Below are 21,707 nucleotides of genomic sequence, written 5' to 3' on the forward strand. Positions count from 1 at the left end.
ATACGCGAGACCGGCCCACAAGAGCCATACGTCCGCGACGCCTGTGAACGAGACACATGGACGTGCACGTACGGGGCGGGCCGGCGGAACCGTTTCTCGGCGCTCGGGACCTCTTCTCGACGGAGTACGACCTCGAGAGGCCGGTGACGGTACGGGTCGCGGCGGACCCCGACGAGCGGACCCGCGTGAGCCACGACGAGGGCGGCCACCGACTGACTATCTCCCGGAAGGCCGCGACGAGCGCGATGGCCCGCGAACTCGCACTCCACGAGTTCGCCCACATGCACCACTACGAACGCGGCCACCCCTCCCACACGCAATCGACGGAAGAGGCCATCTATCTAGCACTCGCGGGCCGTTCGGTCGAGCGCCGGAAGCTCACGCACTGCTACCAGATAGCGAACCACATGAAGGACGTCTACGCCGACGACGTCTGGATGGCGATGGCGCCGGGGGACAAACTCGTGGACTTCCTCGAAGCGAGTCTGGCGGCCGCCGTCGCCGACCGCCCCGCCGAGACGACGGGGTGGGGCTGGGGAACCGCAGTTCCGTCCCCGACCGGAACCCAGCAGTCGACCCAACCAGCCACCCGTCTCACCCCTGCCGCCGACCCGGACATCACCGCGGTCAACGCCGCGTTCGCGCTCGCACTCTGTGAGCGTCACGACCTCGTCACCGAGGACCACCGCCTGTACGACCTCGCGCACGCGGCCGCCCACGACGCCGCCGACGTGGACCTCGGGGAGTTCAAGCGCCACTTCGAGTCGCTCGTTCCGGACCCCGACGAGTCCGAGTTCCGGAAGGCACTGGTCGACGTGACCAGAGCGTACGCGAGCGACGAGAGCGGGCGAGCGGCGGACTAGAGGAGCAACAGCGCAGGCGAGAGCGTCAGCGCCACCCCGAGCGCCAGCACCGGGTAGTCCCGCCGACCGAGTGAGAGCGCCGGGAGCGTCGGGTTCCACGCGAAACACCGCGCCCGAAGCGCCACGCCGAGGCCGTCCGAGCGGGCCAGCGTCCGCTCCAGCGACCGGACGACGAGGAGGCGTGCCCGCTCCCACACCGGCCGGCGCTCCCCGCCGCGGGCCCGTATCGCGTCCCGCACCTCTCGCACGTCCCCCAGAACCAGCGGAAACAGGCGTACGACGAGCGCCATCCCCACGCCGAGCAACTGGCCGGGTTTGCCCGGAACGAGGCGCTGGACCGCCACCCGCGTCTCGCGGACGGGCGTGCTGAGCAGATAGGCCGAACTCACGAACAGGACCGGCACCACCCGGGCGACGAGGCGGGCCGAGCGAACGGCCGGGTCCACCCGGAACCACGGGGGGCCAAGCGCGACGCCCGCGAGCAGGGGTGCGAGCGCCAGCACCGCGAACACGACCCGGTAGGAGCGGCCCACCGCGAGCGGCGAGAGACGCGCGGCCGCCAGCGCCGCCAGTCCCACCGCCGTCGTCGCGGCGAGACCCGGGACCGTCGGGTGCGCGACGACGGCGACGGCGAGACCGAACTGGACCAGCAGTTTCGACCGCGGGTCGAGTCGATGGGCGAGCGTCTCCCCGGGCCGGTAACTCAACATCGCGGGTCGCGGACGCCGAGTGATTCCACGTCGTCCAGCGCCGTCTCCGGGTCGTCGTCCAGAACGACCTGCCCCTCCCGCAGACCGACGACCCGGTCGGCCCGGGTGTGGAGGTCACGCAGGTCGTGGGTCACGACGACGAGGGCGGTGCCGTCGGCGTGCAACTCGTCGAGGTGGTCGAGTACCCGTTCTCGGGCGGGCCAGTCCAGCCCCGCCAGCGGTTCGTCCAGCACGAGGTAGTCCGGGGCCATCGCCAGCGCGCCGGCGATGGCCGCCCGGGCCTGTTCGCCGCCCGAGAGTTCGTCCAGTCGCTCGTCGGCGCGCCCCTCCAGTCCCACCGCCGACAGCGCCGTCTCGACCCGGCGGTCGATTTCGGCCCGGTCGAGGCCGAGGTTCTCCGGGCCGAAGGCCACGTCCGCGCCGACCGTGGCCGCGACGAACTGGTCGCGTGGCTGTTGGAACACCATGCCGACGCTCGTGCGGGCGGCGACCGGGGATTCGGACACGTCGGTTCCGTCCACCTCGACGGACCCGCCGTCGGGCGTCAACAGCGCGTTGAGGTGGCGAACGAGCGTGGTCTTCCCGCTCCCGTTGGGACCGACGAGCAGGCAGAACTCCCCCTCGGGAATCGAGAGCGACAGGTCGTCCAGCACGACCCGGTCCCCGTAGCGGAAGGTGAGGTCCCGGACCGCTATCATCGCCGGACGAGGTACCCGCCCTCGACGATGGCGACGGCGATGCCGAGTTTCAGGAGGTCGAGGGGGACGTACGGTCCCATCACGGCGGCCGCGCGGGCGAGCGGAAGCCCCGTGACCGCCGACAGCCACGGGACGCCGATGGCGTACACGACGACGAGGGCCGCGAACAGCCCCGCGACCTGCACGGGCACCGACACCTCGGCGAGGTCACGGGGCTCGATACCGCGGTGGACGACGGCACCGGCGACGACACTCCCGACGAGGAAGCCGACGAGGAAGCCGCCGGTCCCCTGCCCGACGAGGACGTAGCCGAGTCCGGCGTTCCCGTTCGAGAACACCGGCACGCCAGCGATGCCCACGAGGAGGTACAGCGCCAGCGCGAGTCCGCCCCAGAGCGGTCCGAGGAGGAGGCCCGCGAAGAACATCCCGAACGGTTGGAGCGAGAACGGCGGGAGCGTCCCCGGGAGCGGTATCGACACCTGCGAGAGCGCCGCCGTCAGCGCCGCGACGAGGACGGCCCGCGTGAAGTGCTTGACCGTCTCGTCCCCCACCAGTTCGACGGAACTGTGCTGCTGTGACATGCGCCATCCTCTCTCGTCAACCGGAATATAACCGACGGTTCACGGTTCCGGGTCCTGCTCGCTCGCCATCCGCGGCGGCGGCCGTCGTCGTAGCTCTAGTGTGGCGCGGCCGGGTCCGAGACGGGCGGTGCGGCCGCTGGAGAGCGCGAGAGAATCGAAAAGACAGTCCCGCAGATTAGCGAGCGGCGGCCGCGACGCGCTCTTTCTCCTCTTTCTGGTTGACGGCGTACGTCTGGACGTCGTCGTTGGCGGCACCGATGAGCTGCTGGGCGAGCGCCTCGGCGGCGCTGGTGGTCGTCTTGTACGTGCTGCCGTAGACGCCCTCTGCGAGGTACTTCAGGGCCTGGTCGACGCGGCGCTGGGGCGCGACGTCGACGGCCTTCGGGACGGAGATGCCACCGTACTTCAGGCGGACAGTCTCCTCTCGGGGGGCGCTGTTCTCGACGGCGCGGACGAGCACCTGCACGGGGTTCTCCTCGGTGCGCTCGTGGACGATGTCGAAGGCGTCCTGCACGATGGAGGTGGCCAGTTGCTTCTTGCCCGTGTTCTCGTCGGTCTGCATCAGACGGTTGATGAGGCGCTCGACGACGCTGATTTCTGACTTCTTGAACTGCTTGTCGGCGTGGCGGCCCATCGTGTGTGCGATGGGGGTGACCGTGATGTAGCGCTCGGTCGACGGGTCGGTGTACTCGATGTCCGTCACCGACCACTCGCCGAACAGTTCGGCGCGGGCCGTCTCTTCTTCGTCTGTACCGGCGGGTGCGTCGGGTTCGGGTTGTTCTTCCTCGCTCATGATTATCGGACCGGTTTCTCGGCGTTGCCGCGGACCAGTTCGATCATGGAGACGCCGTTGACCTTCTCCACCTTGTAGTTGACACCGGAGAGGTCGCCCATCGCGCGACCCTTCGCCCCACCGATGCCGGCGATGGTGACCTCGTCGTGCTCGTCGATGAAGGAGATAGCGCCGTCACCGGGACAGAACGCGGTGACCTGCTTCCCGTTCTTGATGAGCTGAACGCGGACGCACTTCCGGATAGCGGAGTTGGGCTGTTTGGCCTCGATGCCCACCTTCTCCAGTACGATGCCTCGACCCTGCGGCGCGCCCTCGAGCGGGTCGGACTTCTTGCCGAGCCCGCGTTCGCGGCGCGCGTAATCAGAGTCGGACCACCGGTGCTTCTGGCGGTCCTTCTTGAGTTTGCGCGCGGCGTATTTGCCGTTTGCCATAGTACGCGTCGTTATCCTGCCGAGGTACTTAAGACTCCTCTTTTGTCGGCGCTGTACCGCCCGCGTGTGGCGGTCTCCCCCACGCGAGACGGTCACACCACACTCGGACTCATATTTGCTGTTGATAACCGGGGAGTAGCATTTACAACTACCGTTAGGAAAGTAGGGCCAACGTACACGACCGAGCATGGACACGAAAGCACACTACTCAGTAACATGAACGGCGCGAAACTCCTCCCGGACGTCGTCCGGCAGAGCTATCTCCGGAAGTTCGCTCTCGCCGTCGCCGTCATCGCGGTGGTGGTCACGAGCGCCGGCCTCGTCGCCCAGAGCGCCATCGCCACGGAACTCACCGAGCAGCGCGAGGGCGAACTCACGACCACGACCGGACAGCAAGCCCAGTCGATGGCCGATTGGCTCGAGCGACAGGAACGGACGACCAGACTGCTCTCGAACCACTACTACGTCGCGGGCGCGACGGCGACCCGAGCGCAGGGCACCTTCGAGAACGCGCAGACGCGACTCAACGGGTCCGTCCACGCAATCAACTACGTCTCGTCGGCGACCAACCGCATCGAGCGAAGCACGGTCGACGCCTACCGCGACCAGACGCTGAGCGACTTCGGCGTGGCGTGGCGGCGGGGCACCCTCGTCTTCGAGGACGCGGACGACGTCGCCCAGTCGCGCGTGTTCCGTCACGACGACCACTACTACATCGCGTTCGCGAGCACCGTCCCCGAGAGCGACTACCACACCGTCGTCTTCTACAACGTCAGCCAGCGGTCCCAAGCGTTCAGTCACTCCATCGAGGGGAGCGAGACGATGGTCGTCGAGTCCGGTACCGGTCGGAACGAAGTCGTCTTCGCCGACAACCAGTCGCGCATCTTCAGCGGATACGACGGCGAGTACGGCGCGGCCGCCGTCGAGGCGGGCGCCAGCGGGGACAGCGGCGTCGTGCAGGCCGGCGACCGAGTGCTCAGCTACGCGCCCGTCGCGGGCACCGACTGGGTCGTCGTCAAGAGCGCCCCGAGCGAGAACGTCTACGCGCTCCGAAACCGAGTCCAGCGGGACCTGTTCGCGCTCGTCGGCCTCGCGCTGGTGGGCTTCGTCGCCTTCGGCGCGTTCGTCGGTCGCGACATCCGACGGTCGCTGACCGGCGTCGCCGACCGAGCAGAGGCGCTCGCGGCCGGTCGCATCGACGGCGACGCCGAGACGAGCGACCGACTGGACGAAATCGGACAGGTCGAGCGCGCGTTCACCGACATCCAGTCGTACCTCGGCACCGTCGCCGCGCAGGCGGACGCGCTGGCCCAACAGCAGTTCGACGACCCGGTCCTCGACGAAGACGTCCCCGGCCGCCTCGGAGAGTCGCTGTCGGCCATGCGGACCGACCTCCAGCAGTTCGTCACGGAGATAGAGGACGCGAAGGCCGACGCCGAGGCCGCCCAGCGGGAGGCCGAGGAACTCGCCGACTCGCTGGAACGACAGGCCGAGGAGTTCTCGGCGGTGATGCGCGAGGCCGCCGACGGCGACCTGAGCCAGCGCCTCGACGCCGAGACGGACACCGAGGCGATGAACGAGATAGCGCGGGCGTTCAACGACATGCTCGCCGAGTTGGGACAGACCATCGTCCACATCCGCGAGTTCGCCGCCGACGTCGACGGCTCCGCCGACCAGATTACCGCCAGCGCCACCGAGGTACGGGACGCGAGCGAGGAGGTCAGCGAGTCCGTCCAGGAGATAGCGAGCGGTGCCGACCGACAGCACGAGAACCTCCAGCAGGCCGCCGACGAGATGTCGAACCTCTCTGCGACCATCGAGGAAGTCGCCGCGCAGGCGAACGAGGTGGCCGACACCGCCGAGGCGGCCGCCGACGTCGGGGAGTCGGGGAGCGAACGCGCCGGCGAGGCCCACGCCGTCATGAACGACATCGAACGGCGGGCCGACGAGACGATTGCGCGGGTGGAGGCCCTCGACGAGGAGATGGCCCACATCGGCGACGTGGTGGAGTTGATAGACGACATCGCCGAACAGACGAACATGCTGGCGCTCAACGCCTCCATCGAGGCCGCCCGCGCCGGCGAGGCGGGGTCCGGGTTTGCCGTCGTCGCAGACGAGATAAAGCAACTCGCGGAGGAGACCGGCGAGGCCACCGACGAGGTGTCGGCGGTCATCAACGACGTGCAGGAGTCGACCGACGCCGCCGTGACCGACATCCGGGAGATGGGCGACAGCGTCAGCGAGGGCATCGACACCGTCGACGACGCCATCGAGTCGCTCTCGACCATCGTCGACCGGGTCCACGAGGTCAACGACGGCATCCAGTCCATCGACGACGCGACCGACGAACAGGCCAGCGCCACCGAGGAGACCGTCTCGATGGTCGACGAAGTCGGCTCCATCAGCGAGGAGACGGCCAGTCAGGCCGAGAACGTCGCCGCCGCGGCCCAACAGCAGACGGCGACCATCAACGAGGTCACGACGAGCATCGAGTCGCTGTCCGGACAGGCCACCGACCTCCGTGACCTCCTCCGGCAGTTCGACGTCGAGTCCGGGCAGGAGTACACGGGCGATACGGACGTGTTCGACCCCGAAGTCGCCGCCGACGGTCAGGGCGACGACTGACTCGGGCCACCGAGAGACCCTTCGATTCTCTCCTTCTCACCGTCGGTCGCGTACAGACCGAGTGAACACTACTGGTCGGAAGATGCCCGGTATCGCCCTTCGACAACTGCGCTGGCGGGTTGGCGGGCGCGACCGCCGCGAATAGCGCTCGCTACCGATGAGCGTCTGTGAAAGAAGCGACCGGGCGATAACCCGTCAGGTCAGTTCGATGCCGTCGATGTCGAAGTGGCGCTTCGCCAGCGTTCGCGCGGCGTCGATGTTGCGGCCCTCGCGGCCGATGGCCGCACCGCGGTCCTCCTGTGCCACCTCGACGTAGGCGACGATGTCGTCGTTCTCCGAGACGGTGACGTTGTACACCGCCGCCGGAGCCAAGGCGTTGGCGACGAAGTTCTCTGCCGTCTCGGCGTCCTCGACCAGTTTCACGTCGCGGCCGAGTTGCTCCTCGACTGCGCCGACGGTCTGTCCGCCGGGGCCGATGGCGTCTGCCATCTGCCCGTGCTTGACGAGGTAGACGATCTGGTCGTGGTCCTCGTCGACGACGCAATCCCGGACGGTCACCCCGGCTTCGTCCTCGAAGAGGGCGACCAGCCGGCGCGCTTCGTCCGAGATTTCGACCCGCATCAGTCCTGACTGGCGCCCATCCGGAGGTCGACGTCCCCGGTGCCCAGTTTGATGGGTTTGCCGACGATGACGTTCTCGGTGACGCCGTCGAGTTCGTCGACTTCGCCGTGGATGGCGGCGTCGAGCAGGTGGTTGACCGTGACCTCGAAGGCCGCACGGGCGAGTACGGAGTCTTTCGACCCGGAGATGCCGTGCCGGCCGATGGACTCGATGGTCCCCTCGTTGGTCATGATGTCCGCGACCAGCATCAGGTGGCGGACGTTCACGTCGTCCAGTCCCTGCTCTTCGAGCGTGTTCATCGTCTCGTTGATGAGCGTCTCGCGGGCCGCCTCGACGCCGAGGCTCCGGTAAATCTCGTGGATGTTGTTACACGTGGTGCGGGAGGCGTCGACGCCCTCGATGCCGAGCACCTCGCCGAAGTCCGACCCCTCGGTGTAGAGGACGAACTCCTCGCCCTCTTCGAGGTCTTCCTTGCGGATGACGACGCGGGAAATCTCCTCGATGCCCTTGAAGACGATGTCGCGCAGTTCCTCGACGAGTTGGAGCAGGTCGCGGTAGCTGGGTTCCTCGGGGCCGAACTCGATGACGGTGCCGGCCTGCCGGGTCTGGACGCCGAGGTTGGATTCGATGGTCTCGGCTATCTCCTCGGCGATGGCCTCCGTGTCGTTCACGGTGGGCCACCGTTCGAGCAGGGTGTCCTCGTTCAGGTCTATCTGGACGAGCATGTCCGCGACGTTCGTCGAGATGTCCCCGAGTGCGAGGATGCGCGTCGCCTCTATCTTCCAGACGACCTCGTGGGCCTTCTCGCGGTCGTCGGCGTACTCCTCGTCCAGATGGACGGTCATCATCGGGGTGTCCGGGGTCTTCCGGGCGTCTACCAGTTCGATGAGGCGGGGGAGCCCCTGCGTGACGTCGATTTCGGCGACGCCCGCGTAGTGGAACGTGTTCATCGTCATCTGCGTCCCCGGTTCCCCGATAGACTGGGCCGAGACGGTCCCCACGGGGTCGAGCGGGTCGACCCGCGTGTCCATGTAGCGGGACTCGACGGCCTTCGCGATGCGGTCGGCGTCCTCGACGCCGACGCCGCGCTCCTCGATAGTGCTGTACACCTCGTCTTTCAGCCGTCGCGGGAGTTCAGTGTCCTCGACGACGGCCTCGATGTCTTCGGATACCATGGTCAGTCATCACCCTCGGCCATCCACCAGTCGTCGGCGTGTTCCGAGAGGTTGGTCCGCTCGGTGCGCTGCCCGAGGAAGCTCTCCTTCTGCTTCTCGCTCTCGAACTCCTCGTTGAGGACGCTGTCGGCGATTTGCTCGACGTCGACGGCGGCCTCGTCCTGGTTGGAGGAGACGTCGACCGGCGACGTGCCGTCCTCGCCGAACTCGAACTGGACGATGGTGTCCGAGGTGTCCCGGACGGTGCCGTCGTACTGCGTCTCCAGTTCGGAGAGCGCGTTGATGAGACGGCGCTGGAGGTATCCGGACTTCGAGGTCCGGACTGCCGTGTCGACCAGCCCCTCGCGGCCACCCATGGCGTGGAAGAAGAACTCCTTCGGGGAGAGCCCCGAGCGGTAGGAGGCCTCCACGAACCCGTGGGCGTCCGCGGAGAGGTCGCCCTCCTCGAAGTGCGAGAGGGTGCGGTTCTCGTAGCCGCGGTTGATTCGCTCGCCCCGAACCGCCTGCTGGCCGACACAGCCGGCCATCTGGGTCAGGTTCAGCATCGACCCACGCGCGCCGGACTCGGCCATCACGACGGCCGGGTTGTCGTCGTCGAAGTGGTCCTCGGCGATGTCACCGGCGGAGTCACGCGCCTTGCCCAGCGTCTGCATGATCTTCATCTCGAGCGTCTCGTCGACCGTGCGGCCGGGCAGGGACTCGAGGTCGCCGGCCTCGTAGGTCTCGATGAGTTCCTCGACGCGGTCGTAGGCGTTGTCGATGGCGTCGTTGATCTGCTCCTCGGCCGGCCGCGGGATGGACTCGTCGTCGATGCCGATGGAGAACCCGAAGTGCATGATGGAACGCATCGCCAGCGCGGACACCTCGTTGACGAGGATGCGGGCGCGCGTCTTCGAGTAGTCCTTGGCGATGGTGTCGACGACTTCGCCCCCGAACGCGCCGACGGCGTCCTCGTCGATGGTCCCGGAGGTCATCTCCCCGTCCTCGATGGTGACGGTGTCGCCCGCAGAGGACGTGAACTCCAGATTGAGGTCGTCCGGCAGGAGTTCCGAGAACAGCGTGCGGCCGGTCCAGTACTCCTCGCCGGTGTCGTCGACGCCGTCGGCCTCGGGCAGTTCGTCGATGCGGGTCGCCCGAAGCAGGTCGAGCGCCTGCGTCTCGTTGAACTGTGGGTCGGTGTGTGTCAGCAGGTACGTCCCGCTGATGTGGTCCTGAATGGCGCCGATGATGTTCTCACCGAAGCGCGGCGAGAGCATCTGTTCCTGCACGCGCATGAGGACGCGGGCCTCGGCCCGCGCTTCCTCGTTCTGGAGGGCGTGCATGTTCATCTCGTCGCCGTCGAAGTCGGCGTTGTACGGCGGGCAGACGACGGTGTTCAGCCGGAACGTCTTGTACGGCATCACGACCACCTCGTGGGCCATGATAGACATCCGGTGCAGCGACGGCTGGCGGTTGAAGATGATGATGTCGCCGTCCACGAGGTGGCGAGACACTTCCCACCCGGCTTCGACCTTCTCGGCCAGTTCCTCGCAGTTCTTCTCCGTGACCTTCAGTCGGCGGCCGTCCGGCCGTCGGACGTAGTTTGCGCCGGGGTGGCCTTCCGGGCCGTTGGCGACGTAGCGACGAGCGTTCTCGAGGTTGCGCTCGTTGACGTTCATCGTCTGGGTCATCTCGCGGGCCACGCGCTCGGGGACGCCGACCTCGTTCAGCGAGAGGGTCGGGTCCGGCGAGATGACGGTACGCGCCGAGAAGTTGACGCGCTTCCCGGACAGCGAGCCACGGAAGCGGCCCTCCTTGCCCTTCAGCCGCTGGGAGAGGGTCTTCAGGGGCCGGCCGGAGCGGTGTCGGGCCGGCGGCGTGCCCGAAATCTCGTTGTCCATGAACGTGGTGACGTGGTACTGCAGGAGTTCCCAGAGGTCCTCGATGATGAGTTGCGGGGCACCCGCCTCGCGGTTCTCCATGAACCGCTGGTTGATGCGGATGATGTCGACCAGTTTGTGAGTGAGGTCGTCCTCGGAGCGCTGGCCGTTGTCCAGCGTAATCGAGGGCCGAGCGGTGACCGGCGGCACCGGGAGCACCGTCAGAATCATCCACTCGGGACGGGAGCGCTCGGGGTTCATCCCCAGCACCTCGATGTCCTCGTCCGGGATGTCCTCGAACCAGTCCCGGATGTCGCTGGGCATCAGTTTGTTCATGTCCTCCTCGGTCAGGTCGACCGAGAGCGCCTTCTCCAAGGCGCGGCGGTCCTCCTGCCGGGGACGGAACTCGCCGCTGAGAATCTCCTGCACGCGGCCGCTGTCGATGCCCGTCTCCTCGGCGAGGTCCGACGGGGAGATGCGCTCGTCGGACTCCTCCATCGCCTCGGCGATGCGGTCGGGGTAGTCCGCCGAGAGCACCTGCTGGACCTCGTAGTAGGTCGTCGGCTTCTCGTGTTTGATGTCGTACTGCTTCTCGCCACAGTACGGACAGCGGTCCTTCTTGCGGGCCTGTCGGATGGCCGCCTTCGTCACGTCGTTCAGGTCGCGGCCGAGGTCGCGCGAGCGCTGGAGTTGCTCGGTGAACTCCTCGCGCTCGCTCTCGTCGAGACAGAGCCGCGAACACTCGCGGCACGTGCCGCGGAGCAGACGGCGGATGAGCTTCGCGAACCCGACGTGGATGACCGGCGCGGCGAGTTCGATGTGGCCGAAGTGGCCGTTACACGACCCGCTGTGTTTGCCGCAGGTCTTGCACTCCAGTCCGGGGTCGATGACGCCCAGGCGCGGGTCCATCAGCCCCATGTCGATGGGGAAGCCGTCGTCGTCGTAGGTGTCGGCCGTGATGACCTTCGTGGCCGACATCTCGCGGTACTCCTCGGGGTCCATCAGCCCGAAACTGAGCTGACCGATTTCCTGCGGTGTCTGTTGGGAACTCATGCTAGACTGCGTCCTCCAGTTCGATTCGCGGGGCGATGCCGAGCGCCTTCATCTCGTCTAAGAGGAGCTTGAACGCGTAGGACATCTCCACCTCGTGGATGTCCGTCTCCTCCTCGCAGTTCGGGCAGTAGATGCGACGCTGTTCGACGTTCTCGACGGCGGTCATACCACACTGACCACAGACGTTTATCCACTCGCGGTCGGACTCGTCGAGGAGGCGCTCTTTGAGCGCCATCGCCGCGCCGTGCCCGATGAGAACGTCCCGTTCCATCTCACCCACGCGGAGGCCACCCTCGCGGGCGCGCCCCTCCGTGGGCTGGCGGGTGAGCACCTGCACCGGCCCGCGCGAGCGGGCGTGCAGCTTGTTCGAGACCATGTGGTAGAGCTTCTGGTAGAAGATGTCCCCGACGAAGATGTCGGCTTCAATCTTCTCGCCGGTGACGCCGGAGTACATCGTCTCCTTCCCGCTGGAGTCGAAGCCGTGCTCTTCGAGCGAGCCGCGGAGTCGCTCCTCGTCCTCTCCGGTGAAGGCAGTGCCGTCGACGCGTCGGCCTTCGAGTGCGCCGACCTTCCCGCCGATCATCTCGAGGATGTGGCCGACGGTCATGCGCGAGGGGAGGGCGTGCGGGTTGATGATGAGGTCCGGCACGACGCCCTCCTCGGTGAAGGGCATGTCCTCCTGCGGGGCGATGTGGCCGACGACACCTTTCTGCCCGTGACGGCTGGCGAACTTGTCGCCGAGTTCCGGGATGCGCTCGTCGCGCACGGAGACTTTCGAGAGCTTCGACCCGTCCTCGCCCTCCATGAGCGTGACGGTGTCGACGACGCCGGATTCGCCCGAGCGCATCGTGACGCTCGTCTCCCGGCGCTTCTGCGGGGAGAGACCGCCCATGTCGTCCGGTTCTTCGAGGAACCGGGGCGGGCTGGTCTTCCCGAGGAGGACGGCGTTCTCGCCGACGTCCGTCTCGGGGTTGACGAGGCCGTCGTCGTCTAAGTGCGTGTACGCCTCCTCGCCGCGAGCGCCGCGGACCTCGTCGTCGGGAATCTCGAAGCGGTCCTCCTGTCCGCCGGGGTAGCGCCGTTCCTCACCCTCGTAGGTCCGGAAGAAGTGCGAGCGGGCGAGCGCGCGGTCGACCGACCCGCCGTTCATGACCAGCGCGTCCTCGATGTTGAACCCCTCGTAGGACATGACGGCGACGACGAAGTTCTGGGCCGCCGGCCGGTCGTCGTAGCCGATTTGCTCGGTGGTCTGGGTCTTGACCATCGAGAGCTGCGGGTAGTGCAGGAGGTGCTGACGGGTGTCCGGGCGGATGCGGTAGTTCGCGCTCGGGAGCCCGAGCGACTGCTTGATCATCCCCGACCCCATCGTAATCCGCGGGCTGGCGTTGTGCTCGGGGTACGGAATCATCCCCGCACCGATACCGAACATCAGTTGCGGGTCGACTTCGAGGTGGGTGTGGTTCTCGGTGAGTTCGCTCTCGTCGACGCCGACGAGGATGTCCTCCTCCTCCTCGGCGTCGATGAACTCGACGACGCCGAGCTCGACGAGTTCCTCGAACTCCAGTTCGCCGTTCTTGACCGCCTCGACCTCCTCGTCGGTCATCAGCGGTTCGCCGTCCTCGACGACCAGCAGGGGGCGTCGGGCGCGGCCGGCGTCGGCGTTGATGATGACCTCGTCCGTCCGGTCTTTCACCGAGACGTTCACCATCTGGGAGACGTCCCCCCGGCGTCGGGCCTGTCGAACCTGTTCTGCGAGCTGTTCGGGGTCGGGATGTGTCCCGACCAAGCTACCGTTGACGTATACCTTGGCTTCTCGTCCCTGACTCATGTTAGTCGTCCGCGGGCTGCTGTTCGATAGACTCGATACCGGGGATGCCCTGAACCCCCATGTCCGCGAGTTCCTGTTTGAGACCCTGTGCGTCCTCGACGTCCTGTGACAGCTCCATCGCCTGCGCGAAGTTCTTCACCAGCCCACAGTTCGGTCCCTCCGGCGTCTCGGAGGGACAGATGCGACCCCACTGGGTCGCGTGCAGGTCCCGCGCTTCGAAGTGCGGTTGCGAGCGCGAGAGCGGCGAGCGCAGACGGCGGAGGTGCGAGAGCACCCCCATGAAGTCGGTGCGGTCGACCAGTTGCGAGACGCCGGAGCGGCCGCCGACCCAGTTCCCCGTCGCGATGGGGTGTTCCAGCCGTTCGGTCAGCACGTCCGAGCGGACGACAGTGGAGACAGAGAGCTGTCGGTTCCGCATGTTCGCGCGTTCGAGCTGGTACTTCACGTCCCGGGCGAGCTTGTTCAGCGCCGTCCGGAACAGGTCGGTCATCAGGTCGCCGCTGACCTTCAGCCGCTTGTTGGCGTAGTGGTCCTTGTCGTCGGACTCGCGGCGGTCGAGCGCGAGTTCGAAGCAGGCCTCGGCCATCCGGCAGAGGTAGTACGCCTTGTTGATTCGGACCTCCTCCTCGTCGACGCCCTCCTCGTGGAGGTGTGGCAGGAGGTACCGGTCGATGACGTAGTTCGCCCGCTTGAGCTGGTAGTTCTTGCCCTGTCCGGAGGCGACGCGCTGCCCGAGCGTCTCGATGGCTTCCTCGGTCGTCTGGACCTCGGCCTCCTCCAAGTTCTCGAGCATGAACTTCACGATTTCCGGGTCCTCGGAGACGCGGTGGACGATTTCCTCGTCCGATTCGAGGCCCAGAGCGCGCACGAGCGTCACGAAGTCGATGCTGCCGGAGACAGACGGGAAAGAGACCTCCAGAAGACCGTCGCGGGTCCGTTCACAGAGGACGAGCGCGCGGTAGCCGCGGCGCTGGGAGAACGTCTTGGCGACCTGCACCTCGTCGCCGTACTTCGTGTCGTACTCAGCGAGAATCTTGTTCGGCGCGAGGTCCTCGCTGGTCATCAGGACTCGCTCGGAGCCGTTGACACAGAAGTAGCCGCCGGGGTCGGCCGGGTCCTCGCCGATGTCGATGAGTTCCTCGTCGGAGAAGCCGGCGATGTTACACTTGTTCGACCCGACCATGATGGGCATGCGCCCGATTTTGGTCTCGGTCCGGTCGACGACTTCCTCCGGTTCCTCCTCGCCGCCGCGGACGATGGCCATCTCCATGAACACCGGCGCGGAGTAGGTGATGTTGCGGAGACGGGCCTCCTGCGGGTAGAGCAGTTCCTCGCTCCCGTCGGCCTCCCGCACCCGAGGGGTGACGACGCGGACGTCGCCCAGTTCGACCCACACCGGTTCCTGCCCTTCCTTGTCACCGATGTCGGTCTCGATGGTCTCTTTCTCGTCGACCACCTGTTGCATCCCTCGGTCGAGGAACGCGTTGAACGAGCGGAAGTGGTGTTCTGCGAGCCGTTCCTTCGCGAAGTACTCGCGCGAAATCGCGCGTCGGTCCTGTGTGTCCATTATTCCACCACCAGTCGATAGACGACGGCCGTATCGGTCGTTCGCGAGTCGCGTTCGATGCGGATGACGTCGCCGACCTCCGCGTCGTCCGGGAGTCCCGGGTCGGCGCGTTTTATCTTCGGGAGGTCGGTCTTCTTGATGTCGTACTCGTCGAGCACTGCCTCTAGGTCGTCCTCGTCGACGACGCTGTGGTCGGGGACGAGGTCGTGTTGACTTACATCTACCATGTGTGTGTGCGTGCGTGGGGCCTGCTGCTGGAGAAGGTGGCTGTCACGAGATACTACAGGTCGGTATTGTCGGCACGCATATAACACTTACCAACTTGGCCTGCAGTGGCTACTGGACCCCACAGCACACGCACACAGGCGACCGTGGGACGACCTCGCGTACCAGCCAGTTCGGCCAGACTGGATATAGAAGTTTGGGTCCCGTCACGGGTACTCATCACAGGGCGCCTTCCTTTGGAAAGTCTTAATACTACCACCGGGATACGATGAAGTGCAGCAAGGCAGCGTGCCCGGATGGTGTAGTGGCCCATCATACGACCCTGTCACGGTCGTGACGCGGGTTCAAATCCCGCTCCGGGCGTCTTCTACTGCGAACAACTTCGGCGAGCACCGTGTGTGTTCGCCATCGTGAGCAGCTGAGACGGCGAGAGGGATTTGAACCCTGGAAGACGAACAGCGAGAGGCTTCCTCCGGTTCAAATCCCGCTCCGGGCGTTCTTCTCTCGAACTCGTCTCGACTAGTTGCTCGTGTGACCCGAGGGGGCGTTAGCGGCGACATAACCATACACGCCTGTCGAGAAAGCACGGCGTGTGAGGGGGCAATCGCCCCCTCTCCCTGTCATAGGCCCGCCGTGTCGGCGGACGTACGGACCCACACGCCAGTTGGGCATAGGCTTTGTCCCGCGTCGACAGACTGTTTAGTGGCGCCGTTCCAACAGGGGGCATGGACGACGTGGACGGCGAGGAGATGCCCGGCGCAATCGTCGAGGCGTTCCTCGAACGCGAGGAGGGAGTCCGTGCGCTGCTCGAGGAACTGGAGAAGTTGACCATCGAGGGGCGCCACGAGGAGGTCCGTGACCGCCTTCGGAACCTCGCCGACAGCGACGAGGCGGTGTTCTACACCGTCGCCTTCAGCCTCACGAACTCTCGGCAGTTCTTCGGGGACGTGGAGGCCCAACTTGACGTGACTGCCGCCGACCGCCTGCGCGACCTCGCGGAGACGTACCCGACGCTGGCCGAACCGTTCAACATCGTGCGCACGGAGCGAGCGGAGGACCGCCTGAACCCGGTGACCGACACCAGCTACACCGTCACGTATCACCACGCCGTCGAGTCGCCGATGATTACGTACAGTCCCCTTTCGGGCGACCAGCAGTTGTACGAGTCCCGAGGCACCCCCAGCGAGGTGTTGCGGGTGGCGACGGACCTCGCGGCGGCGACCACCGACGGCCTCGACGTCGCCTTAGAGAACGACTACTCGGTCAACACGGAGGAACTGAGCACGCTCATCGATCGTCGGGAGGAACTGGAGACGGAACTGTCGAAGCTCAGGGACCAACTGGACGAGTTGCGGCGGACGCCCGTAGAGGAGTAGCGAGAGCGCGACCGGAGGGTGCGCTACTCGAACTCGGGAAGAACGTGCCACCCGAACAGACCGACAGGGGCAGTGACACGCCCGCAACTGGTGCGTTTATGTATCGTCACCCATAACCGTCGGTACGATTCTCAATGGGCATGGAGCGACTCGCCAATCAAGTGGAAAAGGAGAGCCGGGACCTCGCGATTCTGGAGGTCGTCATCGAGCAAGGACCCATCGGCATCGTCCGACTGTCGGAGGAGACCGGCATCCCCGAACACAAGGTACGGTACTCGCTGCGGATGCTGGAGGACGACGAACTAATCGACCCGACCCCGCAGGGCGCGATTCCTGCCGACGACATCGAACATCGCGTGGCCGACATCAACGAGGGCATCGACCGTCTCGTCGAGCGGTTGACGGAACTCGAGAGCCTCGTCCCGGCGACCGAAGCCGCCGAGTGACGGCCGGCCAACCGTTTTGGGCGGGGCCGCCGAACCGGGTTCTATGGACGTCGCACTCATCAGCGACACGCACATCCCCTCACGAGCGAGCGCGATACCCGACGCGTTCCGCGAGCGAATCGAGGCGGCCGACCACGTCGTCCACGCGGGCGACTTCGACAGCGAGGGGACGCTGTCGAACGTCAGGGCGATGGCCGCACGCCTCACGGCCGTCGGCGGGAACATGGACCCCAGAATCGGCTTACCGGACGTGGCGACGGTCGAACTCGGCGGCGTCACCTTCGTCGTCACCCACGGCACCGGCTCACACCGGGGCTACGAGGGCCGCGTGGCGGGTATCGTCCGCGAAGAGGCGGGGCCGGACGCCGTCGGCGTCGCGGGCCACACCCACGAGGTACTGGACACCACCCACGGCGGCGTTCGGCTGTTGAACCCCGGGAGCGCGACCGGCGCGTCGCCGGCCGACCGGGCGACGATGATGAGCGCCACCGTCGCCGACGGCGACCTCAGCGTGGCGGTTCACGAACGGTAGCGGCCGTTTCGAACAGAGCGTCGGCCGCCTCCTGCGTGGGGGCGAACGCCGACAGCGGCCCCTCGCGGCGGCTCTCGCACCCGGCCTCGGCGGCAAGCAGTTCGCCGGCGAGTTGTTCGCGCTCGTCGGGGTGCAGACAGACGTAGCCGTCCAGCGCGCCCCGCGAGAGCAGGCCCCAGTGGACGACGGGAGCCCACGTCTGGATGCACCGCTTCGCGGTCTGGCCGAGCTCCCACCGTATCTCGTCGGCGTTCTTTCGACCGGGTCCGTCGTAGACCACCGGGGACCCGATGACGAACGCGACGGTGCTGGCCTCGACCGGCGGCGTCTCGCCGTCGGTCACCGTCACCGGCCGGCCGTTGTATCGCACGCCGTCGCCGCGGCTAGCGACGTAGACGTCGTCCAGCGCGGGCACCGAGACGGCCGCGGCGACCGGGTCGTCGCCACTATCGACCACGGTCACGGCGGCCCCGAACGTGGGGATGCCGGCGACGAAGTTGTTCGTCCCGTCCAGCGCGTCCACCAGCCAGCGGTAGTCGCCGGTCCCCTCGTGGTGGCCGGACTCCTCGGCCGTGATGCCGTGGTCGGGGAACCTGTCGCGGACGGCCTCGACGGCCAACCGCTCGGCCTCGCGGTCTGCGTGCGCCTTCACGTCGGTCGTCAGGTAGTCTGCGTCGGTCGTCCCGTCGGTAAACCGCTCGCGGAGGTACCCTCCGGCGGCCTCCGCTGCGGTCCGAGCGACGGTGGCGAGTTCGTCAGTCACGCCCCCACCGACAGTCGCGTACCCCTCGGTCGTTTCGGTTCCCGGCAGCGATTGCCACCGTCCGACGCGCTTGCTACTAACGGCGTCCTTTTTCCCGCGGAACCCACAGGAGACGTATGGACGTCTCCGCGGTCGAGGGACTGCCCGAGGTGCGCCCCGGCGACGACGTGGCCGAACTCGTCGCCGAGTGTGCGGACCTGCAGGACGGCGACGTGCTCTGCGTGGCCAGCACCATCGTCTCGAAGGCGGCGGGCCGGCAGGCCGACCTCGACGACTTCGAGGCGAGCGAGCGTGCCCGGGACATCGCCGACCGCATCGCCGCCATCGCTGGCGAGGAGAAAGACCCCCGGTTCGCGCAAGCGGTCATCGAGGAGAGCGAAGAGATTCTGGTCGACGCGCCGTTCATCCTCGCGGTGACGCGCTTCGGCCACATCACGGTCAACGCGGGCATCGACCGCTCGAACGTGCCCGACGCCGACCTGCTCTTGCTCCCCGAGGACCCGACGGACTGCGCCGAACGGATTCGGGCGGGCATCCGAGAGCGAACCGGTGCGGACGTCGCGGTCGTCGTCACGGACACCTCGGGCCGGCCGTTCCGCCTCGGACAGCGAGGCGTCGCGCTGGGGTGGGCCGGCATCCACGCCGCCCGCGACTGGCGCGGCGAACACGACAGGGACGGGCGCGAACTCGGCGTCACCGTGCAGGCCGTCGTCGACGAACTCGCCGCCGCGGGCAACCTCGTCACCGGCGAGGGCGACGGCGGCACCCCGGTCGCTCTGATTCGGGGCTTCGAGTTCGGCGACCACGGCGGGAGCGACGACCTCTACCGCTCGCCGGAGAAAGACGTCGTCCGGCAGGCACTCAGGGAATGGTCTCATGTACGGGATTGAACTCACTCCGGAACACCCAGTCGCACAGCTATCCGACTTCGCCGTGCAGGCCGAAGAGGCGGGCTTCGACGCCGTCTTCGCCAGCCACCACTACAACAACCGCGACCAGTTCATGGCGCTGGGCGGGATGGCCAGTCGGACCGACGAGGTTCTGCTCGGCCCCGGCATCGCCAACCCCTACGAGACCCACCCGGTGACGCTGGCCTCGCGGGCCGCGACCCTCGCGGAGATGAGCGACGGGCGGGCCGTCTTCGGCGTCGGGCCGGGCGACAAGTCCACCATCCGCAACCTCGGGTTCGACCACGACGACGCGCTCCGTCGCGTGCTGGAGACGATGAAGGTGGCCCAGCGCCTCTGGGACGGCGAACGCGTGGACCACGACGGCACCTTCACGGCCGACGACGCGGGCCTGAACTACGAGGTCGGCGAGATACCGGTCTACGTCGGCGCGCAGGGACCGCACATGACGCGGATGGCCGCCAAACACGCCGACGGGGCGCTGTACAACGGCGCGCACCCGAAGGACCTCGCGTGGGCCCGCGAACAGGTCGAAGACATGGCCGACGACCGGGTGGCCGACAGCGAGTTCGACCTCGCGGCCTACGCCAGCGTCTCCGTCGCCGAGGACGCCGACGCGGCCCGGGAGGCCGCCCGCCCACCGGTCGCGTTCGTCGCCGCCGGGTCGCCGCCGCCGGTGCTGGACCGCCACGGCATCGACCGCGAGGTGGCCAGCGACGTCGGCGACGCCATCTCGGCCGGCGAGTTCGAGGAGGCGTTCGGGCTGGTCACGGAGTCGATGCTAGAGGCGTTCTGCATCGCCGGCACGCCCGAGGACGTCGCCGAGCGGACCCGAGAACTGCGAGAACACGCCGACAGCGTCGTCTTCGCCTCGCCGCTCGGCCCGGACGTCGAGGCGGCTATCGGGCTTCTCGGGGCGGCGGTGAGCGACCACCGCTCCCCGGGCGCATGAACAGCGAGAAGAACGCGCCCAGCGAGAGGTAGCCGAAGACGGCGGAAGCGCCGCCGACGAACAGCACCCCGAAGAGCATGAGGAGCGCTGACAGTGGGTCCGAGAGCGCGACGTCTGCGAACCGGGCCGGCATCTCGACGATACTCTGGATAAGCTGTGTGAGTAGCCCTTGCATACGCGCCGGTTAGCGGTCGCCCCACTTTGCGTTTCCGTTCGCGGCGACCGAGCCACACAGCTATTTGGCGCTCCCGGCCACAGGGGGAAGCATGGGAGAAGACGCCTCGCTCGACCGGTTCCTTGGCGGCGAGAGCGACGAGGAGGGCGGAGCGGAGCAGACGCCGTCGGAGGCGGCGGAGGATAGTTCCTCCGAGGCCGACCAGACCGACGCCGACGAGCAGGCCCCGGAGTCGACGGGCGACGGAGCGCCCCCGGACCCGGCGACGACCACCTACGCGTGGACCCCCGAGGGCGCACCGTGTGCGGCGTGTGGCGAGGTCGTCGAGTGCCGCTGGCAACAGGACGGCGCTCTCGTCTGCCCGGACTGCAAGGCGTGGGACCGGGCGTAGCGCGGCCGCGTGTCAAAAGTGCGCATCCAGCAGAGTTACGTGTTCTCGCCACCAACGTCGCTCAACTGGAACTTCGCACGACGGCGGCGAGCGCGGGCAGAAAACACTTACTCGTCGTCGGGGCAAGTCGAGCCATCCGCCCCGAGCGAGGAGCCGTCGTGCGGAACCTCCACCCATGACAGACACGGACACTACACGCGGCCGACAGTCGGACAGTGCGCTCCGTGACGCGACCCGCGTCGCGACACAGGTTATCGAGAACGTAGAGGAGGTCATCGTCGGTCACCACGAGGAGATAGAGCACATCGTCACGGCCATGCTGGGCCGTGGCCACGTCCTGTTGGAGGACGTCCCGGGCGTCGGTAAGACGATGCTCGCCCGCTCTGTCGCCGCCTCCTTCGACGGGGAGTTCAAGCGCGTCCAGTTCACCCCGGACCTCCTGCCGACGGACGTCACCGGCGTCAACGTCTACAACCAGAAGACACAGGAGTTCGAGTTCAGGCGCGGCCCCATCTTCGGCAACGTCGTGCTGGGCGACGAGATAAACCGCGCCCCGCCGAAGACCCAGTCCGCACTGCTGGAGGCGATGGAGGAGGGGCAGGTGTCCGTCGACGGGACGACCCACGCCGTCCCCCAACCGTTCACCGTCATCGCCACGCAGAACACCGTCGAGCAGAACAAGGCCTACGACCTCCCGATGGCCGAACTCGACCGGTTCATGACGAAGCTCCATCTGGGCTACCCCGAGGCTGACGAGGAGGCGGCGATGCTCGGCGAAGTCGTCGGCCACCACCCGATAGAGGAACTGTCGGCGGTGGCGACGCTCGACGACCTACAGGCGGCCCGCGACACCGTCGCCGACGTGACCGTCGAGGAGCCGATTCGGGCTTACGCGACGCGACTCGCCCGCTACACCCGGGAGAACGCCCAGTTGGGCGTCAGCCCTCGCGGGAGCATCTCGCTGTTGCGGGCCGCGCAGGCCCGGGCGGTGCTTGACAACCGCGACTACGTCGTCCCCGACGACGTCCAGCAGGAAGCGCCCGTAGTGCTCCCCCACCGAATCCGGACCGATAGCACCGAGCAGACGGCCGCGGACCTCGTCACCGCGGCGCTGAACACGGTCGACGTCGAGTAA

Annotated in this window: 22 protein-coding genes and 1 tRNA gene; 10 read left to right on the forward strand and 13 right to left on the reverse strand. The window is 67.2% G+C overall.

Going from position 1 to position 21,707, the window contains the following annotated elements; genetic code table 11:
• Nucleotides 1-56 precede the first annotated feature (56 nt).
• Nucleotides 57-863, forward strand: coding sequence for a DUF5781 family protein (locus Hhyl6_RS06240; protein ID WP_483738355.1), 807 nt, complete (start codon nucleotides 57-59; stop codon nucleotides 861-863).
• Here Hhyl6_RS06240 and Hhyl6_RS06245 read toward each other — a convergent pair.
• The 5 genes from Hhyl6_RS06245 to Hhyl6_RS06265 all read right to left on the reverse strand — a co-directional run bounded on the left by Hhyl6_RS06245 (nucleotide 860) and on the right by Hhyl6_RS06265 (nucleotide 4,076).
• Complete coding sequence (locus Hhyl6_RS06245) at nucleotides 860-1,573, reverse strand: energy-coupling factor transporter transmembrane component T family protein (RefSeq protein ID WP_483738356.1); 714 nt, start codon at nucleotides 1,571-1,573, stop codon at nucleotides 860-862. The two genes, Hhyl6_RS06240 and Hhyl6_RS06245, sit on opposite strands and share 4 nt — an antisense overlap.
• On the reverse strand, nucleotides 1,567-2,271 hold the full coding sequence (locus tag Hhyl6_RS06250; protein WP_483738357.1) for an energy-coupling factor ABC transporter ATP-binding protein: 705 nt from the start codon (nucleotides 2,269-2,271) through the stop codon (nucleotides 1,567-1,569). Before Hhyl6_RS06250 ends, Hhyl6_RS06245 begins: the two co-directional genes overlap by 7 nt.
• Nucleotides 2,268-2,852, reverse strand: coding sequence for a biotin transporter BioY (locus Hhyl6_RS06255; RefSeq protein ID WP_483738358.1), 585 nt, complete (start codon nucleotides 2,850-2,852; stop codon nucleotides 2,268-2,270). Before Hhyl6_RS06255 ends, Hhyl6_RS06250 begins: the two co-directional genes overlap by 4 nt.
• 175 nt (nucleotides 2,853-3,027) lie before the next feature.
• On the reverse strand, nucleotides 3,028-3,645 hold the full coding sequence (locus Hhyl6_RS06260; RefSeq protein ID WP_483738359.1) for a 30S ribosomal protein S7: 618 nt from the start codon (nucleotides 3,643-3,645) through the stop codon (nucleotides 3,028-3,030).
• A gap of 2 nt (nucleotides 3,646-3,647) precedes the next feature.
• On the reverse strand, nucleotides 3,648-4,076 hold the full coding sequence (locus Hhyl6_RS06265; RefSeq protein WP_135305350.1) for a 30S ribosomal protein S12: 429 nt from the start codon (nucleotides 4,074-4,076) through the stop codon (nucleotides 3,648-3,650).
• A gap of 216 nt (nucleotides 4,077-4,292) precedes the next feature.
• Here Hhyl6_RS06265 and Hhyl6_RS06270 point away from each other — a divergent pair, with 216 nt between their 5' ends.
• Nucleotides 4,293-6,701, forward strand: coding sequence for a methyl-accepting chemotaxis protein (locus Hhyl6_RS06270; RefSeq protein WP_483738360.1), 2,409 nt, complete (start codon nucleotides 4,293-4,295; stop codon nucleotides 6,699-6,701).
• 195 nt (nucleotides 6,702-6,896) lie between these two features.
• Here Hhyl6_RS06270 and Hhyl6_RS06275 read toward each other — a convergent pair whose 3' ends face one another.
• Genes Hhyl6_RS06275 through Hhyl6_RS06300 form a run of 6 tightly spaced genes read right to left on the reverse strand, consistent with a single transcriptional unit; the run spans nucleotide 6,897 to nucleotide 15,031 of the window.
• Nucleotides 6,897-7,322 carry a NusA-like transcription termination signal-binding factor gene (locus Hhyl6_RS06275; RefSeq protein ID WP_483738361.1) on the reverse strand — a complete coding sequence of 142 codons (426 nt, stop codon included), beginning with the start codon at nucleotides 7,320-7,322 and terminating at the stop codon, nucleotides 6,897-6,899.
• A complete protein-coding gene (gene rpoA2 / locus Hhyl6_RS06280; protein ID WP_483738362.1) occupies nucleotides 7,322-8,497 on the reverse strand; it encodes a DNA-directed RNA polymerase subunit A'' in 1,176 nt (391 codons plus the stop codon). The genes Hhyl6_RS06275 and rpoA2 overlap by 1 nt, the downstream gene beginning before the upstream one ends.
• Nucleotides 8,498-8,499: 2 nt before the next feature.
• Nucleotides 8,500-11,409 (reverse strand): DNA-directed RNA polymerase subunit A', encoded by a 2,910-nt coding sequence (locus Hhyl6_RS06285; RefSeq protein ID WP_483738363.1) that lies wholly within the window; start codon nucleotides 11,407-11,409, stop codon nucleotides 8,500-8,502.
• Nucleotide 11,410: 1 nt separating this feature from the next.
• The gene (gene rpoB / locus Hhyl6_RS06290; RefSeq protein ID WP_483738364.1) at nucleotides 11,411-13,237 is read right to left on the reverse strand and encodes a DNA-directed RNA polymerase subunit B; all 1,827 of its coding nucleotides are present in this window, start codon (nucleotides 13,235-13,237) and stop codon (nucleotides 11,411-11,413) included.
• Nucleotide 13,238: 1 nt separating this feature from the next.
• A complete protein-coding gene (locus Hhyl6_RS06295; protein WP_483738365.1) occupies nucleotides 13,239-14,804 on the reverse strand; it encodes a DNA-directed RNA polymerase subunit B'' in 1,566 nt (521 codons plus the stop codon).
• Nucleotides 14,804-15,031, reverse strand: a complete 228-nt coding sequence (locus Hhyl6_RS06300) for a DNA-directed RNA polymerase subunit H (protein WP_166968171.1) — start codon at nucleotides 15,029-15,031, stop codon at nucleotides 14,804-14,806. The genes Hhyl6_RS06295 and Hhyl6_RS06300 overlap by 1 nt, the downstream gene beginning before the upstream one ends.
• 288 nt (nucleotides 15,032-15,319) lie before the next feature.
• On the opposite strand from Hhyl6_RS06300, the gene Hhyl6_RS06305 reads away from it, so the two are divergent.
• The 4 genes from Hhyl6_RS06305 (at nucleotide 15,320) to Hhyl6_RS06320 (ending at nucleotide 17,383) form a co-directional block, all read left to right on the forward strand.
• A tRNA-Asp gene (locus Hhyl6_RS06305) sits at nucleotides 15,320-15,392 on the forward strand.
• Nucleotides 15,393-15,754: 362 nt separating this feature from the next.
• Entirely contained in the window at nucleotides 15,755-16,405 is a 651-nt protein-coding gene (locus tag Hhyl6_RS06310; RefSeq protein ID WP_483738366.1) for a hypothetical protein, read from the forward strand.
• 140 nt (nucleotides 16,406-16,545) lie between these two features.
• Entirely contained in the window at nucleotides 16,546-16,851 is a 306-nt protein-coding gene (locus Hhyl6_RS06315) for a winged helix-turn-helix transcriptional regulator (protein ID WP_483738367.1), read from the forward strand.
• Nucleotides 16,852-16,894: 43 nt separating this feature from the next.
• Nucleotides 16,895-17,383, forward strand: a complete 489-nt coding sequence (locus Hhyl6_RS06320) for a metallophosphoesterase family protein (protein WP_483738368.1) — start codon at nucleotides 16,895-16,897, stop codon at nucleotides 17,381-17,383.
• On the opposite strand, the gene Hhyl6_RS06325 is transcribed toward Hhyl6_RS06320, so the two are convergent.
• The gene (locus tag Hhyl6_RS06325; RefSeq protein WP_483738369.1) at nucleotides 17,358-18,146 is read right to left on the reverse strand and encodes an inositol monophosphatase family protein; all 789 of its coding nucleotides are present in this window, start codon (nucleotides 18,144-18,146) and stop codon (nucleotides 17,358-17,360) included. The two genes, Hhyl6_RS06320 and Hhyl6_RS06325, sit on opposite strands and share 26 nt — an antisense overlap.
• 116 nt (nucleotides 18,147-18,262) lie before the next feature.
• On the opposite strand from Hhyl6_RS06325, the gene Hhyl6_RS06330 reads away from it, so the two are divergent.
• Both Hhyl6_RS06330 and Hhyl6_RS06335 read left to right on the forward strand, forming a co-directional pair.
• The gene (locus Hhyl6_RS06330; protein ID WP_483738370.1) at nucleotides 18,263-19,036 is read left to right on the forward strand and encodes a coenzyme F420-0:L-glutamate ligase; all 774 of its coding nucleotides are present in this window, start codon (nucleotides 18,263-18,265) and stop codon (nucleotides 19,034-19,036) included.
• Nucleotides 19,023-20,006 (forward strand): 5,10-methylenetetrahydromethanopterin reductase, encoded by a 984-nt coding sequence (locus Hhyl6_RS06335; RefSeq protein ID WP_483738371.1) that lies wholly within the window; start codon nucleotides 19,023-19,025, stop codon nucleotides 20,004-20,006. The genes Hhyl6_RS06330 and Hhyl6_RS06335 overlap by 14 nt, the downstream gene beginning before the upstream one ends.
• Here the strand turns inward: Hhyl6_RS06335 and Hhyl6_RS06340 are convergent.
• Nucleotides 19,954-20,181: a DUF8024 family protein gene (locus Hhyl6_RS06340; protein WP_483738372.1), complete on the reverse strand. Its 228-nt coding sequence runs from the start codon at nucleotides 20,179-20,181 to the stop codon at nucleotides 19,954-19,956. The two genes, Hhyl6_RS06335 and Hhyl6_RS06340, sit on opposite strands and share 53 nt — an antisense overlap.
• A 91-nt stretch (nucleotides 20,182-20,272) precedes the next feature.
• On the opposite strand from Hhyl6_RS06340, the gene Hhyl6_RS06345 reads away from it, so the two are divergent.
• Together Hhyl6_RS06345 and Hhyl6_RS06350 are read left to right on the forward strand one after the other, a co-directional pair.
• Nucleotides 20,273-20,572, forward strand: coding sequence for a DUF7573 domain-containing protein (locus tag Hhyl6_RS06345; RefSeq protein WP_483738373.1), 300 nt, complete (start codon nucleotides 20,273-20,275; stop codon nucleotides 20,570-20,572).
• Nucleotides 20,573-20,747: 175 nt separating this feature from the next.
• Nucleotides 20,748-21,707, forward strand: coding sequence for an AAA family ATPase (locus Hhyl6_RS06350; protein ID WP_483738374.1), 960 nt, complete (start codon nucleotides 20,748-20,750; stop codon nucleotides 21,705-21,707).

Source organism: Haloarcula sp. H-hyl6, from assembly GCF_056934455.1.